A 15,367-nucleotide genomic window follows, 5' to 3' on the forward strand; every position below is an offset into this window, starting at 1 on the left:
TATCACCTTTCAGACTGGTAGCGCTTCAGAGCAGGAAAAACAGCAACAACCCAGAAAAAAATTAGCGTTGGTCCCAAGAGGCGGGGCAACCAGCCCCACCAATCCATCCCGCACTCCCATATTGTCCAGAAAAATGTTCCTGCCCAAGCTAACAGATAAATCCAGCCTCCAGCTTCACGCAGCAAAAACAATAAAATACCTGCCAATAGAATAGCGGCGCCAAAAACAACATAATATGGCGATCCACCCAGCAGCACTAATCTTACACCGTCCCAAACGAGGAACAGCCCCATACCAGCTAAAAGAAAACCTAAGAACCTTATTGAAAGCCTAACAACACTACCCATTGTCACCTAGCTCCTATTCCTTTTTGGCACTGCCCCTCATCATTCTCACAGTCGTCTCAGCGCCATTTTTAGTATAAATATAGTTCCTGCAATCTCTGCCACTTTAAACGTAACCTATGCACTGCCATGAACGATATCTAAAACCTGTTCAGCACATACACTTGCCCTGCCTATTAAAATGCCATCCACTCCAGTCTGAAAAACTGCAGCCGCTTGAAGACCCGTCATCACAGCGCCACCGTAAAGAAGAGGCGGTAAAATAGCAGAGGTCAAATGCTCCTGCAGAATCTCCCGAATAATCATAAGGCTTTTTTTAATTTGCTCTGTAGAAGCCATATCAACAGCACCCACGGCCCATATTGGCTCATACGCTAGAAGACCCACAAAATTTTTAGGTAAAGATTCTGTAATCTCCCTAAACAAAGCCTCTTTTACTTGACCTTTATTGTGCTCAATCAAAGTTTCTCCAACACAGACAATCGGAATAAGCCCCGTCTGAATTGCCATACATGTCTTACTTTTTACTTCGGCACTGCCTTCTCCATGGATGATACGCCTTTCAGAATGCCCTAACAGGACATATTCCACACCAACCGATGCTAAAAGTTCAGCAGGAACATCTCCTGTAGCCCCCTTAGGCAAGCTACAATCCTGTGCTCCCACACTCATATCTCCTATTTGCTTTGCCGAAGAAAGCTTTTCATAAACACTATAAAGCTGTGTAAATGACGGGCAAAGAACAATCTTCGTGCCTGCAGGTATCGATTTTTCTGAAAAGCCTCTTACGATATCATCCACCAGCGCCATCGCTTGATGATTGCTTTTTGTCCGAACCTTCCAGTTCCCAATAATATAACGTGAATACCTTTTAGAAACTTTTTTGATTGCCTCTACCTCTGAAGAAAACTTGTGCATGTTCCCCTCCTTTTTATGACATATCCACCTTAGAAATTGCTTCAAAAACCCGTGCCACACCCTCTGCACCGGCATCTGGTATGCCAACCAAACGTTCAGGAGGTACATAAGAAGAGCGTCCAACCCTCGCTTTCATACCTTTAGTAGCATCTGCCCCCATACGAGCAGCTTTGGCAGCTTCAGCGATGCTTCCACCTTTTGCTAGACACTCAGCTGCTGGAAGCAAAGCATCAATAACAGTGCGATCCCCTTGTTTCGATCCACCATATTCCTGCATTTTTTTGACACCCTGCAAGAGTCCTTTTCTCCAATCCGTTTCTTTGCCCGCATTTGAAAAAAGAATAGAAAATAAGGCGCCACTTGTTCCACCTGAATAATGAGAAAGTAAACGTCCTAAAACAGTAAATAATAAAGCCGTATTCGCAAAAGGAAGTTCTGTCCTTTTATTTTGAATTTTGCGAGCCGCTTCTGCGTATGTAGATCCTGTGTCTCCATCACCTGCAGTAGCATCCAAATTATTCAACACACCTTCATTCTTTAATAAAACATTCAATGCTGCGTCTAAATTCTTTTCGACTTCAGGATTTGAACTCGCTGGAATATCCTCAAAACTTTTAGAAGCTGACGAAGAAATGATAAGCGGCTTAATGTGATAAGGAACAGGCGGTTTCCAATAGAGTGGTTCTGCCGGAGCTTGAAGTAAATTTAATAAATCTTCGCGGATAGGCATCACCGTCAATGAAACACCTTTAACATCCAGCCCTTCGCAAAATTGCACTGGTGCAATAATAAACTTTACACGTTCCGCAAGCTTTGTTCGTCCAATTGCAGAAACAATAGCTAAAGCTTCCAACTCTGGACTTCCAGCCATCATATTGACCAAAAGAAGAAACTCTCCATCTTTAGGCGCACGCTCAAGCAAACGTTCTGTCAAAGTCATCATTAGCTGATCTAATGGCGCATATGGAATAGTTTCAACGCCAGGCTCGCCATGAATCCCAATTCCTATTTCGACAACATCTTTCCCAAGTAACTCAACATCCTCTGCATCATATGGATGAACACGTGAAAGTCCCAATCCGATCGTATAAATTGATGAAGCAGTCTCACGTGCAAGTGCGGTAACTTCTTCCAGCGACTTCCCTGATTCGGCAGCAGCACCTGCGACCTTATGAACAAGCAATGTCCCAGCAAGGCCACGTGGTTTTATTCCCTCGCCCAAAGCAACATCATCGGAAACCAATACCATTTCTACTTTCAAATCTAAGGCTTGAGCCTGTGAAACAGCGCTCGCAAAATTAAGCCTATCGCCCATGTAGCTTTTGACAATTACAAGGCAACCGGCCTCGCCAGTTACGGCTTTGATAGCCGTCAAAATATCTTCACTGCCAGGAGAAGCAAATAACGCACCACTAACTGCGGATGTTAACATGCCTCGGCCAACAAATCCTGCATGCATCGGTTCATGGCCTGCACCGCCTCCAGAAATGACAGCGACTTTTCCGTTATTTGGATCCCAATCTGCACGAACGATAACATAACTACCGCCCGTATTTTTTAACATTTCCAAATCTGCGCCATAGGAGGAATTTAACAAGCCTTCTAACGCATCTTTTACGATTGTTTCTCGGCGATTATAAAAGCGTTTCATTTCGAGAATCTCCGTATAAATAGAGAAAATTTCTTGCCTAAATAGCCAAGTCTATTTGGAGGACTCTGGGCTAAATAGCTTGTTTATTCTTTTACAACGCGCCACAAAAATGCGGATGTCAATCTAAAAAGGACCTCATCACTCTTTTTTATAGAGAGTTCTTTTTGCTCATCTCTTCAATCCATCTGGATTACGCGAAAAGTTAGCTTTTAAAGTAGAAAAAACGGCTGAATTCAAAAAAAGAATGTCATCTCCAGCTTTATCAAAGAGTCTTTTTTACAAAATCATTTAAGAAAAAGGTTAAGGAATCTCTCGCTCTTTTTCCTCTAACGCTTCCTGTTTCATCAGCCATTTTTCTTCCCATGATTCAAGCTGTGCAACCAAAGAAGATAATTCAGCATTTAAGGAAGTAATTTTTTGAGAATCATTTGAATCATACAAAGCAGGGTCTGCTAATTTTACTTCAATTCGCTGCTGATCTTTCCGCAACTTCTCCATCATCGCTTCAATAGATCGAATCTCTTTTTTCAATGGAGCTAACAAGCGTGTTAGCTCCTTGCGGTTTTCTCGCATTTCACGGGCTTGCGTAATCTTTTCCTGTTTAGTTTCAGGAACGTCTTCTTTTTCTTTTTTTTTAACAGCGCTCGCCTGCTCTAGAGAGGAGCGATAATCCTCCATACTGCCGTCAAAAGGCGTTACTGTGCCCCGAGCCGCAACAATCAATTGGTCTGCAACGGCTTCTACCAAATAACTATCATGGCTAATCAGCAAAACAGTGCCTTCAAATGCCATTAATGCACGAATAAGGCTGTCTCTTGCATCAATATCCAAATGGTTTGTTGGCTCATCCAAAATAAGAAGATGTGGCGCATGACGTGTCGCTAAAGCAAGTAGAAGACGTGCTTTTTCGCCTCCAGACAATTGGCTGACAGGTGTATCTGCACGGTGGACATCTAAACCAAATCTAGCCAATTGTGCCCTTGCCACCGTTATATTCGCATCTGACAAAACACGCATCATATGATCCAAAGGCGTATCTGTTAAAATGAGAGCTTCCTGTTGGTGCTGGGCAAAATAGCCAACTTGTAATTTTGAAGAATGGACAAATTCACCCTGCAAAGGCAAAAGCTCTCCTGAAAGTAATTTTGCGAAGGTGGATTTCCCTTCGCCATTACGTCCCAAAAGCGCAATGCGGTCTCCCATATCAATCCGCATAGAAAGATTACTTAAAATAGCCTGTCCGTTATACCCTACAGAAACATTTTCAAGTTTCAGCATTGGAGGAGGAACTTCCCCAGGAGATGGGAAATCAAACTGAACAGGCGCTTCCTCTATCACCGAATCAATTTCCGGCAGACGCGCGAGGGCTTTTAGACGTGATTGCGCTTGACGTGCCTTCGTCGCTTTTGCACAGAAACGGGCAACAAAGGCTTCCATATGCTGACGTTGTTTTGCTACACGCTCCGCAGCCCTATTCTGCTGCAATGCCTGTTCTGTGCGGATGCGCAAAAAACGGCTAAAACCACCAGGCGTTAAGGAAAGTCTTCCTTTATCCAAGTGAAGAATAGAATCTGTTACATTATCGAGAAAATCCCGATCATGACTGACAAGCAAAACGGTTCCAGAATAACGTTTTAGCCAAGATTCCAGCCATAATGCAGCCTCCATATCTAAATGGTTCGTTGGCTCATCCAAAAGGAGAAAATCAGGCTCTGTGAATAAAACACCTGCGAGGCTGACACGCATCCTCCAGCCCCCAGAAAAATCAGAAATTGGACGCTGTTGGGCCTTTTCATCAAATCCTAAGCCGGAAAGAATCGTTGCGGCTCGCGCTGGTGCAGAATAAGCATCAATCACATTTAAACGTTCATGAATGTCTGCCAGTCGTACAGAAGACGGATCTTCCTTCTCCAAGCGCTGCATTTCAGCTAACAAGTTCGCACGCTCAATATCTGCCTCTAAGACGATCTCTAAAACAGTAGAAGGGCCTGAAGGTGATTCCTGCTTTACCCTTCCCATACTGACACGGTTTGCAAGTGTCACTGATCCGCCGTCAGGTGAAATATCCCCTGAGATCACATTGAGCAGGGTTGATTTTCCTGCGCCATTTTTTCCAACCAATCCAATCTTATGTCCTGCATCAATCGTCACAGAAGCATTATCTAATAATTGACGATGCCCAACACGCAGACTGAGATTGGTAACGTTAAGAATGCTCATGAAAAATCTTTTCTAATTTAGGATATAACGAAGTGAAAATTTTCTTTAGACTTCCTAAAAATCAGATAAAGAGCGTTCTGTAAACCTGAAAGGAAACAGCTAAAGCATCTGCCAATGCTGCCTCATGCGCTTTAAGAGCGACATAATAAAGCACTAGTCCAAGAAAGATGAAAACAACAGAAAGACAGCCACCCCAAAAAGGGTATTTCTCATCAACGAGGAGTCCTAATCCATAGAACACCCCGCCAATAACACAACAAATACCCAGTAATTCTCCAAAACTCATATTTCTGCCCCTTCATTGAGCGTAAGAAATAACTTACCTCAGGGAACTTTACTATATGGTGGCGTAAATTGTTTGAAGAAAATCTAAGGGTACATCACACACCGTTAAGCGTGTGAGTACATTTTATTAATACGTTTTGGCTTCCGTGCAGAAGAAGCTTGAGGCGCATGTTTCTGCCCCCTTGGACGGTGGTTCTGAGAACGACGTCCACCACCACCTGATCGCTTTTTACCAAGAACTGGCGCAGGCATTTTTGAATGCTGTGCCGCTTCTGAATGGAAAGGCTGCTCCAAATCAACAGGAATAGCTTGACCAACTGCTTTTTCAATATTTTTCAGCCATGCGCGCTGCTCTGGACTACAGAAAGAATAAGCATATCCCTGACGGCCTGCACGCCCACTACGTCCAATACGGTGAACATAGGATTCTGGAATATTTGGCAAGTCAAAGTTAACAACCAAGGAAACATCTTCAACGTCAATGCCACGGGCCGCAATATCCGTTGCGACAAGAACCTCAATATCACCCGTTCTAAAGCCGTTCATGGCTTTTTCTCTAGCTGATTGAGACTTGTTACCATGAAGTGCAGCCGCCTCAATACCATTTTCGAGAAGGAACGCCGCAACCTTATTTGCTTCATGCTTCATCAATGTAAAGACAACAACACGGCGAGGCTTTTTTTGCTCATTATTAAGCAAATATAAAAGCGCCTCTTTTTTATCTTTTTCTTCTAAAAATAAAATTTTCTGGGTAATACGCTCAACAGAAGTCTGTTCTGGAACAACCTGAACCTGAACAGGATCAGAAAGTAATGTTTCAGAAAGGCTTCGAATATTTTCTGGGAAAGTCGCAGAAAACAACATCGTCTGGCATTTGTTTGGAAGTTTTGCCGAAATCGTACGAATATCGTGGATAAAACCCATATCAAGCATACGATCCGCTTCATCCAAAACCAAGAATTCTGTTGAAGAAAAATCAACATAACCTTGGTTGGCGAGATCCAACAAACGTCCCGTCGTTGCGACAAGAACATCCGCGCCACGACGCAAGCTTTCAACTTGACGCCCCTGCCCGACACCGCCGAAAACGGTAGCGATACGGAAACCTTTTATAAAACGTGAGAAATCCGAAATATTATCAGAAATCTGTAATGCCAGCTCACGGGTCGGTGCTAAAATCAAAGCCCTAAATCCCCAAGCTTTATAAACTGTCGGCTTTTGAGAAATAAACTGTAAAATAGGCAAACCAAAAGAAGCGGTTTTCCCTGTCCCCGTCTGTGCGAGACCGAGAACATCGCGCCCCTCAAGTATCCTTGGAATGGCTTGCGCCTGAATTGGAGTTGGTGTTTTGTATCCAGTGGCTTCTATCGCTTGACGAAGAGACACTGTAAAGCCAAAGGCATCAAAATTAGTCACTTGCTTTCACAATCTTTATTTAAAATGGAAGAGAATTTTAAATCTCTTTTAATAAAGACTATTTTAGTACTTTTAAAAAAGAGACGCAAGCGAACAAAAAATTATCCCGTAGAAAGACGGAGAACGTCTAACGATTTTTAATGGAAAATCATAAGAAAATGGCGGAGGGGATGGGATTCGAACCCACGATAGAGTTTCCCCTATACTGGTTTAGCAAACCAGCGCCTTCAGCCTCTCGGCCACCCCTCCACATTCTTTTTTGAAGACAGAGCGAATCTTTAAATTAAAGTTCAACCCTGCGTTACAGCCCCTATTTAAGGGGAAAAAGCGGAGGCGTCAAATTATTCCTCCGCTTTCTTTTAAATAAACTGATAAAATTTTTATTTATCTAAAATTTTATGCAGCTCTTCATTTACAACGGCTGGGTTTGCTTTTCCCCGCATCCGCTTCATAACTTGCCCCACAAAAAAGCCAAAGAGACGATCTTTACCAGATTTATACTCTTCAACCTTATCTGCATTTTCGGCAATAACAGCTTCGCACTCTTTTAAAATTACTCCTGTATCCGTCACCTGGCGCAAGCCCTTCTTATCAATGATTTTTTCAGGGTCTTCGCCTGTTTCAATCATATCCTCAAGGACTTCTTTAGCAATTTTACCGTTAATTGTACTATCTTCAATCAAGCCCAGAAGCTGATTTAAAGCCTCTGCGGAAACGGGAGAATCTTCCAAACTTTTACCTGTACGGTTCAAGCCTGCAAAGAAATCTCCCAAAACCCAATTCACAGCAAGGCGTGGATCTCTTCCCTTGGCAACCGCCTCATAAAAATCAGCGGTTGAAGCTTCTGTCGTCAAAATTCCAGATTCATAGGCGTTAATGCCATAATCTTTTTCAAGACGTGCCCGCTTTTCATCTGGCAATTCAGGTAAATCCTGACGCAATTTTTCAATATATTCGTCTGTAATCTGAACAGGCAACAAATCGGGATCAGGAAAATAGCGGTAATCCTGTGCGTTTTCCTTTGTTCTAAGGGAACGCGTCTCCCCTTTCACAGAATCAAACAATCTTGTCTCCTGATCTACCGTTCCACCAGCTTCCCAAACTTCTACCTGACGCTTTGCCTCGACTTCAACGGCCTGCATCACGAAACGGATTGAATTGACATTCTTAATCTCGCAACGGGTTCTATACCCCTCTTCACCGACCTTACGAACAGAAACATTCACATCAGCTCGCATAGAGCCTTCTTCCATATTCCCATCGCAAGACCCGACATAGCGTACAATCTGCCGAAGCTTCCGCACATAAGCGCCAGCCGCTTCTGGAGAGCGAATATCAGGCTCACTCACAATTTCCATCAATCCAACACCAGCACGGTTTAAATCAATATAAGAAAGATTAGGATCCTGATCATGCAAAGACTTCCCTGCATCCTGTTCAAGATGCATACGGGTGATGCCAATTTCTCTCTGCGTTCCATCAGCGAGGTCAACAATCAGCTTTCCTTTTCCAACGATAGGATGGAAAAACTGTGAAATCTGATAGCCCTGCGGTAAATCTGCGTAAAAATAATTTTTACGATCAAATTGACTAAATTTATTAATCTCGGCTTTTAAAGCAAGCCCTGTCCGCACACCTTGCGCAACGCATTCCTCGTTTAAGACAGGCAACGCACCGGGAAATGCCGCATCCACAATACTGACATTCTCATTCGGTGCTGCGCCATAAGTTGCCGAAGCACCCGAGAAAAGCTTGGACTTACTGACAATTTGCGCATGAACCTCCAGTCCAACGACAATTTCCCAGTCTCCAGTCTGCCCTTTTAAAATCCATTCACTCATGCTGCACCTCCGCTTTTATGATTGCCAGCCCACAACGCAGGACGCTGCTTAAAATTAATGGCTTTTTCTAAAGCGCCACCAGTTGCCAAAATGCTTTCCTCATCAAAGAAATTACCAATCAGCTGCAATCCAAGGGGAACACCTAAATTATCTAGGCCAGATGGCAAAGACAGTGCAGGCACACCTGCCAAACTAGCAGGTACTGTGAAAATATCATTCAAATAACGCTGGATTGGATTGGCTGGCTCTTGATCCCAAGCAAACGCACCGCTTGGCGCAGTTGGTGTCAGCAAAACATCTACTGTTTTAAACACATTGACAAAATCCTGACGGATTTTTGCGCGCACTTTCTGAGCTTGCAGATAATAAGCATCATATTGCTCTGCTGAAAGAACATATGTTCCTAACAAGATACGGCGTTTTACCTCATCTCCAAAACCAGCATCACGGGTTTCTTCATAAAGCTCATCAAGACTTTTTCCAGCGACACGCTCCCCATAACGAACGCCATCATAGCGTGAAAGGTTTGAGGAAGCTTCCGCTAGAGCAACAATATAATAGGTTGGCAAGCCATAAGAGGAATGCGGCAAAGAAACTTCTATGATTTCTGCACCAGCCTCTTTCAATTGTTGTGCGCCCATGTCCCACTGTTCTAAAATCTCTTTTGGCGTATCCTTATGACGATATTCTTTTGGAATGCCAACTTTTAGACCTTTGACACCTCTGGAAACAGCTTTTTCAAAATCAGGAATAGGATGATTGGCACTTGTTGAATCTTTTGCATCATGCCCAACCATTGATTTGAGCATAATCGCACAATCACGCAAATCACGTCCCATAGGCCCAGCCTGATCCAAAGAACTGGCAAAAGCGACCATACCAAAACGGGAGCAACGGCCATAAGTTGGCTTAACACCTGCAATACCACAGAAAGCGGCTGGTTGACGAATAGATCCCCCTGTATCACTTCCTGTTGCCCCAAGAGCAAGCCCTGCTGCAACGGCAGCAGCAGACCCACCTGAGGATCCGCCAGGAACAAGCTTTGAATCACTTCCAGTACGCTTCCACGGATTTTCAACACCACCGTAAGCAGAAGTTAAGTTTCCAGAGCCCATGGCAAACTCATCCATATTAAGTTTACCCAAAATAATAGCGCCGTCCTGACGTAATTTTGCAGAAACAGTACTTTCATAAGGCGGAACAAAATTCTCTAAAATACGGCTTCCTGCCGTTGTTTTAAGATTTTTTGTAACAAAAAGATCTTTAATCCCGAGTGGAATACCTGTAAGGGGCTTTCCTTCTCCTTTTGCTAAAATTTCATCTGATTGTTTTGCAACCTGACGGGCTTCATCAAAATTTGTCGCCAAATATGCATTGACACGGGGATTATGCGTTTCAATCGCATCAATATAAGCATTTGTAAGTTCAGATGCTGAAATCTTCTTTGCTGCCAAGGCATCTCTTGCCTCAGCCAAAGAAAGATCAATAAGATTCGTTTTTTTGTCGCTCATTCTACTACCTTTGGAACTGTGAAATATGGCCCAGCAGCTTCTGGGGCGTTACTTAAAATCTCTTTGACGCAGTTTCCATCCGTCACCTGATCTTGACGCAAAGGCGTTTGAGAAAGTGTTGCCGTTGTCATAGGCTCAACCCCTTGAACATCAACTTCTGAAAGTTGCTCAACCCATGACAATATATTGTTGATATCCCGCCCAAGATTTTCCTGTTCAGCAGGCTTTAAACGTATACGTGCGAGCTTTGCGACACGTGTAATGGTCGCGATATCGAAGGACATAAACGACATTTCTCCTAAAAAATTTCAAACTCAACTGCATCTTCTTTTAATCGATACAGGTGTCTACCTTAACCTTAATAACATACCAACTTAGCATTTTACCTGTTATATCTTAATTTTTCACTCCAAAATTTTTACGAACTTCATGACATCCGACTGCAAAAATGCCCTTTTATCTCCTCAAGAATTTTCAAAATCTCTTCCAGAACAGGGGCGTCTTCTTGGCATTGACCCTGGAAAAGTCCGTATTGGCCTTGCACTCTCGGATCTTGGGAGACGCATTGCCAGCCCCGCAGGCACTATTCAACGGGGCAGACTAAAAGAAATGGTCTCAGCCATTGAAAACATCATTCAGGGAGAAGATGTCTGCGCTATCCTTGTTGGACTTCCATTAGAAATGAATGGTTCAGAAGGAAGTTCTGCGCAATCCGCCCGTGATTTTGGCACGATGATTGCGAAAGCATTCCAGCTCCCTCTTACCTTTTGGGATGAGCGCTTTTCTTCCTCGGTTGTGAATCGCTTTTTAATTGAAGAGGTTGATATTAGCCGTAAAAAGCGCAGCGCTGTTGTCGATAAGATGGCGGCCTCTTACCAACTCCAAGGCTGGCTGGACGCTGCCCGCCCTTCCTTCAATAATTTTCAAAGATTTTAAGTCATTTTCCGCTTTTCGCATTCATCGCTATAATACACGGCGGTACTCCAAAAAAAAATGGCACATGCCTTTCTTCAATGAACATCTAATAGAGATATGACAACTTTTTCCTGTGACCCTTCGCATTGCTCTGGCGTAAAAAACAATTCCAGCGCTTCACACACTCACAATCATGAGACACATGATCACCACGCCCATGATCATGATGGGCATGGGCATGGGCATGGGCATGGGCATGGGCATGGGCATGGGCATGGGCATGGGCATGGGCATCACCACCATCTTCCCAATCAATTTGGAACCGCCATTGCCTTGGCAATGCTAATAAATCTTCTTTACGTTATTTTTGAAACAGTTTGGGGAATCAAAACCCATGCGCTAGCGCTGTTAGCCGATGCTTGCCACAATCTATCGGACATTTTAGCACTTGCCGCAGCTTGGCTTGGCCATGCGCTTGCAAAGCGTAAACCAACCGAGCGCTTCAGCTACGGCATGAAACGGGCAACTATTTTAGCCTCTGTTGGCAATGCTGCCCTTCTCTTTCTTGTAACGGGAGGTATCGTCTGGGAAGCGCTCATCTGTCTTATTCACCCTGCGCCTGTTGAGGGACTCTCTGCCAGCGCCGCCGCCGCTGGCGGAATTGTTATCAATGGGATCGCAGCCCTTCTTCTGATGAAAGGTTCTAAGGACGACCTTAATATTCGAGGCGCTTTCTTACACATGGCCTCAGATGCTGTGCTGGCGGTTGGCGTAGTCATAAGCGGCCTGCTGGTTGCATGGACAGGACTTTATTTCCTTGATCCGCTAACCTCTTTAATTTTATCCGTTATCATTATTTTGGCCAGCTGGAATATGCTTTCAGAGTCAGTCAATCTTGCACTTGATGCCGCCCCAAATGCGATCAACCCCAATGAAGTTGAGGAAAGCCTACAAAAGCTTTCAGGCGTTGTGAATTTACACCATCTTCATATCTGGCCTCTCAGCACGACAGAAACCGCTCTCACCGTTCATCTTGTTGTAAATGATCTCATCGCAAGTGATGAACTCCGTCTGCACGCAACCGAACTTCTCAAAACACAGTACAAAATCAGTCATGCCACTTTTCAAATCGAATCTGCACATCTGGCCTGCTAGGAAATAGAGATGCCACAGGCTCCTTTAGAGAAAAACCAAGACAGCAATCAGGCGGTAAAATTAGCCATCATTTGCCTTCCTGTTAGCCTTCTTGTTCTATTTATCAAAATGGCCGCTTGGTATGTTACGGACTCAACAGCACTTTTCTCAGATGGACTTGAAACATTAGCAAATGTTGCTGCGGCTGTTGGCGCTATTTGGGCCGTCAAATTAGCCTCTCTCCCACCCGATGAAAACCATCCTTATGGGCATGCAAAAGCTGAAGCCATTTTTGCGATTATTGAATCGCTTTTTGTTTTTACAACGGGTGTTTTAATCGCACTTTTAGCTTTTCGGGAATGGTTTTTTCCATCTCCTCTGCAAACCCCTTTTATTGGAGCAGCCCTCAACGGTTTTGCTGGGATTATTAACCTGATTTGGGGTATTACGCTCTTTCGTTGGGGGAAAAAACACCATTCTTCTACATTACAGTCCACTGGTAATCACATGATTTCTGATATTTGGGCGAGCATCGGCCTCATTGTCGGAATCATCTTAATCCCAATTACAGGCTGGGAACGCCTTGACGGCTTTATGTCCTTTTTAATTGGCATCAATGTCCTTTTTGTCGGCGGAAAAATGTTTTGGACAGCAACGCATCCGCTTATGGATCAAGCACTCCCACCAGAAGAACGAAAACAAATTGACAAAATTATTTGGGAAAATGCCTGCGGACAAGCCAAGGCGCACGATATAAGGATGAGACGAGCGGGAAAAGACCTGTTTACCGAGTTTCACCTTGCCGTTCCAGATGAAACGCCTGTCTCAAAAGCTTACAATATCTGCGCCCGTATCGAAACCGCTCTCAGACAAGAAATGGGCAATATTTCCGTTCATATTTATCTTGAACCCGATAGCCACGCTCTTCTTGAAAAAGGAGAAGAAGCAACCAGCAAGCAAGCTGTCTGCAAAAAATCTAAAAATTGCTGTTGCTATTAAATAAAACGGCATGCCGTGCAAAAAGTCTCAAAGAAGATTGGACGCTTGGGACGCAATACAGTACCCTCTCTAGGGAGATTTTATTTCACTCTCTTCCAGCAATGAAAGAATGATTATTATGGCTCAAAGTCTTACAAATAACGAAATTCAAATCAGCGGACTTCCCTCTTCAGTCTTGCGTATTGCCCTAGGAACTTGGGCGATTGGCGGCTGGATGTGGGGAGGCTCCGATGATAATTTAGCAATTAAAACAATCCATGATGCTGTTGCTAATGGAATCAATCTTATTGATACAGCGCCTGTTTATGGTTTTGGACATTCGGAAGAAGTCGTTGGAAAAGCTCTTGCTAGCTTAACAGACAAAAAACCTTTTATTGCGACCAAAGTTGGCCTTAGCTGGGATAATGGCAAAGTCTATCGTGATTCACGCCCTGAAATTATCCGTCAAGGTATCGAAGATTCTCTGCGCCGCCTTGGTGTTGACACGATTGCTCTGGCTCAGGTTCACTGGCCGGATAACAAAACCCCTATCGAAGATACTGCGGCTGAACTTGCAAAGTTGCGCCAAGAAGGAAAAATCCTCTCTATTGGTGTAAGCAACTATTCTGCTGATCAGATGAAAGTCTTTCAACAGGCTGCGCCTCTTGCAACCTCTCAAGACCCTCTCAATATTTTTGAACGTGCCACAGAGAAAAATACACTGCCTTTCGTCAAAGAAAATGACATGGCACTTTTGGCTTACGGTCCTCTTTGCCGTGGTCTTCTCAGTGGTAAGATTACAGCTAGCTCAACCTTTACAGGAGATGATCTGCGTAAAACGGATCCTAAGTTCCAAGCGCCACGCTTTGAGCAATATTTAAAAGCAGTCACTGAGCTTCAAGCCCTTGCAGATTCCAAAGGAAAATCTCTTTTGGCGCTTGCTATTCGCTGGGTTTTGGATTTGGGGCCAACCATTGCGCTTTGGGGTGCTCGCAAGCCTGAACAGGTTACCAATATTCGGGATGCACTCGACTGGTCTCTTTCCGCAGACGATTATCGTAAAATTGATGATATTCTTGCCCGGAACACACCAGATCCGATTGAACCAACCTTTATGGCTCCCCCAGAACGTCAAGCTTAAAACTGACAAAACTGGACGACTAATGCAAAAAGCACTGTTTGAAACAATCAACACTGCAAGTGCATGGCTTATAAAAGGAGGGCTGTCATCAGCTCTCCTTTTTTCACTTTCAGCCTGTTCACATGCTCATTTCAACAAAAAATGTAAATTTTCTGTGCCCTATCGAGCAGAAATAACAAACATAGATTCTACCTATAATCCCCGTGTTCCTCCCTATGCTGCCTATCCTATCGCACGCTTTAACCGAGAGGATGTTGTTGCCATTGCCCAGCGAGAATGGCGTCTCTTCGGTCAGCCTATTGTCGATATTGACCCAAAGCAAACCAGAGAGGTTGATAATTTTCCTTCCAAATCAAAACCCGAACGTCAAGCAGGCCTTTGGCAAAGAATTGGGGAATATTGGTGGATAGGCCAGCCTTTAGAAGCAAAAGAATCCTATTGGACAGGATTAAGCGCTGATAACGGAAAAATTTTTCCCGCTAAAAATGATGGCGAAAAAGCTTGGTCTGCCGCCTTTATTTCCTATGTCATGCGGGTAGCTGGCGCTGGCAATCATTTCGTTTATGCCGCTAATCATTCTACCTATATAAACGCAGCGATTAGCCAATCTCCTCATGGACTCAAAGGGAAAAATCCTTCTAATTATGCACCTAAAAAGGGGGATATTCTTTGCACAGGACGTGGAAAGAGTCGAAATATTCAATTTAATGACCTTCCAAGCAAAGAATTTTTTCCAGCCCATTGCGGTATTGTTACTTCCGCTCCCCACTTTGGAACACCTTTTGGGTGGGAAATTGATACCATCGGAGGAAATGTAGAAGACCAAGTCGCCCTCACGCATGTTCCTGTCAATAAAAAAGGCCATGTATCAAGTAAAAATGGCAACAGCCTAGACCCCCGTTTTCCATGGTGCGCTATCCTTGCGCCTCAATACCAGCAAGCAAAAGATACAATACAGAAAAAAGGATAAAATTTACGTATCCTATGAAAAAAGGCTGGTGCAAAATGCACCA

The 15,367-nt window shown here is 43.9% G+C and carries 14 protein-coding genes and 1 tRNA gene; 5 read left to right on the plus strand and 10 right to left on the minus strand.

From position 1 onward, the window contains the following. Window positions 1–2 precede the first annotated feature (2 nt). From FAI40_01255 to gatC, 10 genes are all read right to left on the minus strand, one after another. Entirely contained in the window at window positions 3–347 is a 345-nt protein-coding gene (locus FAI40_01255; protein ID QCE34074.1) for a glucose dehydrogenase, read from the minus strand. Window positions 348–461: 114 nt separating this feature from the next. Continuing rightward, window positions 462–1,370: a triosephosphate isomerase gene (locus tag FAI40_01260; GenBank protein ID QCE34075.1), complete on the minus strand. Its 909-nt coding sequence runs from the start codon at window positions 1,368–1,370 to the stop codon at window positions 462–464. After that, on the minus strand, window positions 1,276–2,913 hold the full coding sequence (locus FAI40_01265) for a DAK2 domain-containing protein (GenBank protein ID QCE34076.1): 1,638 nt from the start codon (window positions 2,911–2,913) through the stop codon (window positions 1,276–1,278). Before FAI40_01265 ends, FAI40_01260 begins: the two co-directional genes overlap by 95 nt. Before the next feature lie 300 nt (window positions 2,914–3,213). Next, complete coding sequence (locus FAI40_01270) at window positions 3,214–5,133, minus strand: ABC-F family ATP-binding cassette domain-containing protein (protein QCE34077.1); 1,920 nt, start codon at window positions 5,131–5,133, stop codon at window positions 3,214–3,216. A 61-nt stretch (window positions 5,134–5,194) separates the two neighbouring features. Then, entirely contained in the window at window positions 5,195–5,419 is a 225-nt protein-coding gene (locus tag FAI40_01275; GenBank protein ID QCE34078.1) for a hypothetical protein, read from the minus strand. Between the two features lie 104 nt (window positions 5,420–5,523). Next, window positions 5,524–6,834 (minus strand): DEAD/DEAH box helicase, encoded by a 1,311-nt coding sequence (locus tag FAI40_01280; GenBank protein ID QCE34079.1) that lies wholly within the window; start codon window positions 6,832–6,834, stop codon window positions 5,524–5,526. A gap of 159 nt (window positions 6,835–6,993) precedes the next feature. Beyond that, window positions 6,994–7,083 (minus strand) — tRNA-Ser (locus FAI40_01285). 131 nt (window positions 7,084–7,214) lie between these two features. Continuing rightward, the gene (gene gatB / locus FAI40_01290; GenBank protein ID QCE34080.1) at window positions 7,215–8,675 is read right to left on the minus strand and encodes an Asp-tRNA(Asn)/Glu-tRNA(Gln) amidotransferase subunit GatB; all 1,461 of its coding nucleotides are present in this window, start codon (window positions 8,673–8,675) and stop codon (window positions 7,215–7,217) included. Next, on the minus strand, window positions 8,672–10,186 hold the full coding sequence (gene gatA / locus FAI40_01295) for an Asp-tRNA(Asn)/Glu-tRNA(Gln) amidotransferase subunit GatA (protein ID QCE34081.1): 1,515 nt from the start codon (window positions 10,184–10,186) through the stop codon (window positions 8,672–8,674). The genes gatB and gatA overlap by 4 nt, the downstream gene beginning before the upstream one ends. After that, complete coding sequence (gene gatC, locus FAI40_01300; GenBank protein QCE34082.1) at window positions 10,183–10,470, minus strand: Asp-tRNA(Asn)/Glu-tRNA(Gln) amidotransferase subunit GatC; 288 nt, start codon at window positions 10,468–10,470, stop codon at window positions 10,183–10,185. The genes gatA and gatC overlap by 4 nt, the downstream gene beginning before the upstream one ends. Window positions 10,471–10,615: 145 nt before the next feature. Here gatC and ruvX point away from each other — a divergent pair, with 145 nt between their 5' ends. The 5 genes from ruvX to FAI40_01325 all read left to right on the plus strand — a co-directional run bounded on the left by ruvX (window position 10,616) and on the right by FAI40_01325 (window position 15,324). Continuing rightward, the gene (gene ruvX, locus FAI40_01305; protein QCE34083.1) at window positions 10,616–11,122 is read left to right on the plus strand and encodes a Holliday junction resolvase RuvX; all 507 of its coding nucleotides are present in this window, start codon (window positions 10,616–10,618) and stop codon (window positions 11,120–11,122) included. A 96-nt stretch (window positions 11,123–11,218) separates the two neighbouring features. After that, window positions 11,219–12,256: a cation transporter gene (locus tag FAI40_01310; GenBank protein QCE34084.1), complete on the plus strand. Its 1,038-nt coding sequence runs from the start codon at window positions 11,219–11,221 to the stop codon at window positions 12,254–12,256. A 9-nt stretch (window positions 12,257–12,265) separates the two neighbouring features. Next, window positions 12,266–13,234: a cation transporter gene (locus tag FAI40_01315; GenBank protein QCE34085.1), complete on the plus strand. Its 969-nt coding sequence runs from the start codon at window positions 12,266–12,268 to the stop codon at window positions 13,232–13,234. Window positions 13,235–13,352: 118 nt separating this feature from the next. Further along, window positions 13,353–14,354: an aldo/keto reductase gene (locus FAI40_01320; GenBank protein ID QCE34086.1), complete on the plus strand. Its 1,002-nt coding sequence runs from the start codon at window positions 13,353–13,355 to the stop codon at window positions 14,352–14,354. 22 nt (window positions 14,355–14,376) lie between these two features. Next, entirely contained in the window at window positions 14,377–15,324 is a 948-nt protein-coding gene (locus FAI40_01325) for a DUF2272 domain-containing protein (GenBank protein ID QCE34087.1), read from the plus strand. Window positions 15,325–15,367: the final 43 nt, after the last annotated feature.

This window comes from Acetobacteraceae bacterium (genome assembly GCA_004843345.1).
Classification (GTDB): Bacteria; Pseudomonadota; Alphaproteobacteria; order Acetobacterales; family Acetobacteraceae.

Coding starts and splice junctions, on each gene's coding strand:
- FAI40_01310 (QCE34084.1), top strand. CDS start 11,219: ATGACAACTTTTTCCTGTGACCCTTCGCATTGCTCTGGCGTAAAAAAC.
- gatC (QCE34082.1), bottom strand. CDS start 10,470: ATGTCCTTCGATATCGCGACCATTACACGTGTCGCAAAGCTCGCACGT.
- FAI40_01270 (QCE34077.1), bottom strand. CDS start 5,133: ATGAGCATTCTTAACGTTACCAATCTCAGTCTGCGTGTTGGGCATCGT.
- FAI40_01315 (QCE34085.1), top strand. CDS start 12,266: ATGCCACAGGCTCCTTTAGAGAAAAACCAAGACAGCAATCAGGCGGTA.
- FAI40_01325 (QCE34087.1), top strand. CDS start 14,377: ATGCAAAAAGCACTGTTTGAAACAATCAACACTGCAAGTGCATGGCTT.
- FAI40_01275 (QCE34078.1), bottom strand. CDS start 5,419: ATGAGTTTTGGAGAATTACTGGGTATTTGTTGTGTTATTGGCGGGGTG.
- FAI40_01320 (QCE34086.1), top strand. CDS start 13,353: ATGGCTCAAAGTCTTACAAATAACGAAATTCAAATCAGCGGACTTCCC.
- FAI40_01265 (QCE34076.1), bottom strand. CDS start 2,913: ATGAAACGCTTTTATAATCGCCGAGAAACAATCGTAAAAGATGCGTTA.
- gatA (QCE34081.1), bottom strand. CDS start 10,186: ATGAGCGACAAAAAAACGAATCTTATTGATCTTTCTTTGGCTGAGGCA.
- ruvX (QCE34083.1), top strand. CDS start 10,616: ATGACATCCGACTGCAAAAATGCCCTTTTATCTCCTCAAGAATTTTCA.
- gatB (QCE34080.1), bottom strand. CDS start 8,675: ATGAGTGAATGGATTTTAAAAGGGCAGACTGGAGACTGGGAAATTGTC.
- FAI40_01255 (QCE34074.1), bottom strand. CDS start 347: ATGGGTAGTGTTGTTAGGCTTTCAATAAGGTTCTTAGGTTTTCTTTTA.
- FAI40_01260 (QCE34075.1), bottom strand. CDS start 1,370: ATGTACCTCCTGAACGTTTGGTTGGCATACCAGATGCCGGTGCAGAGG.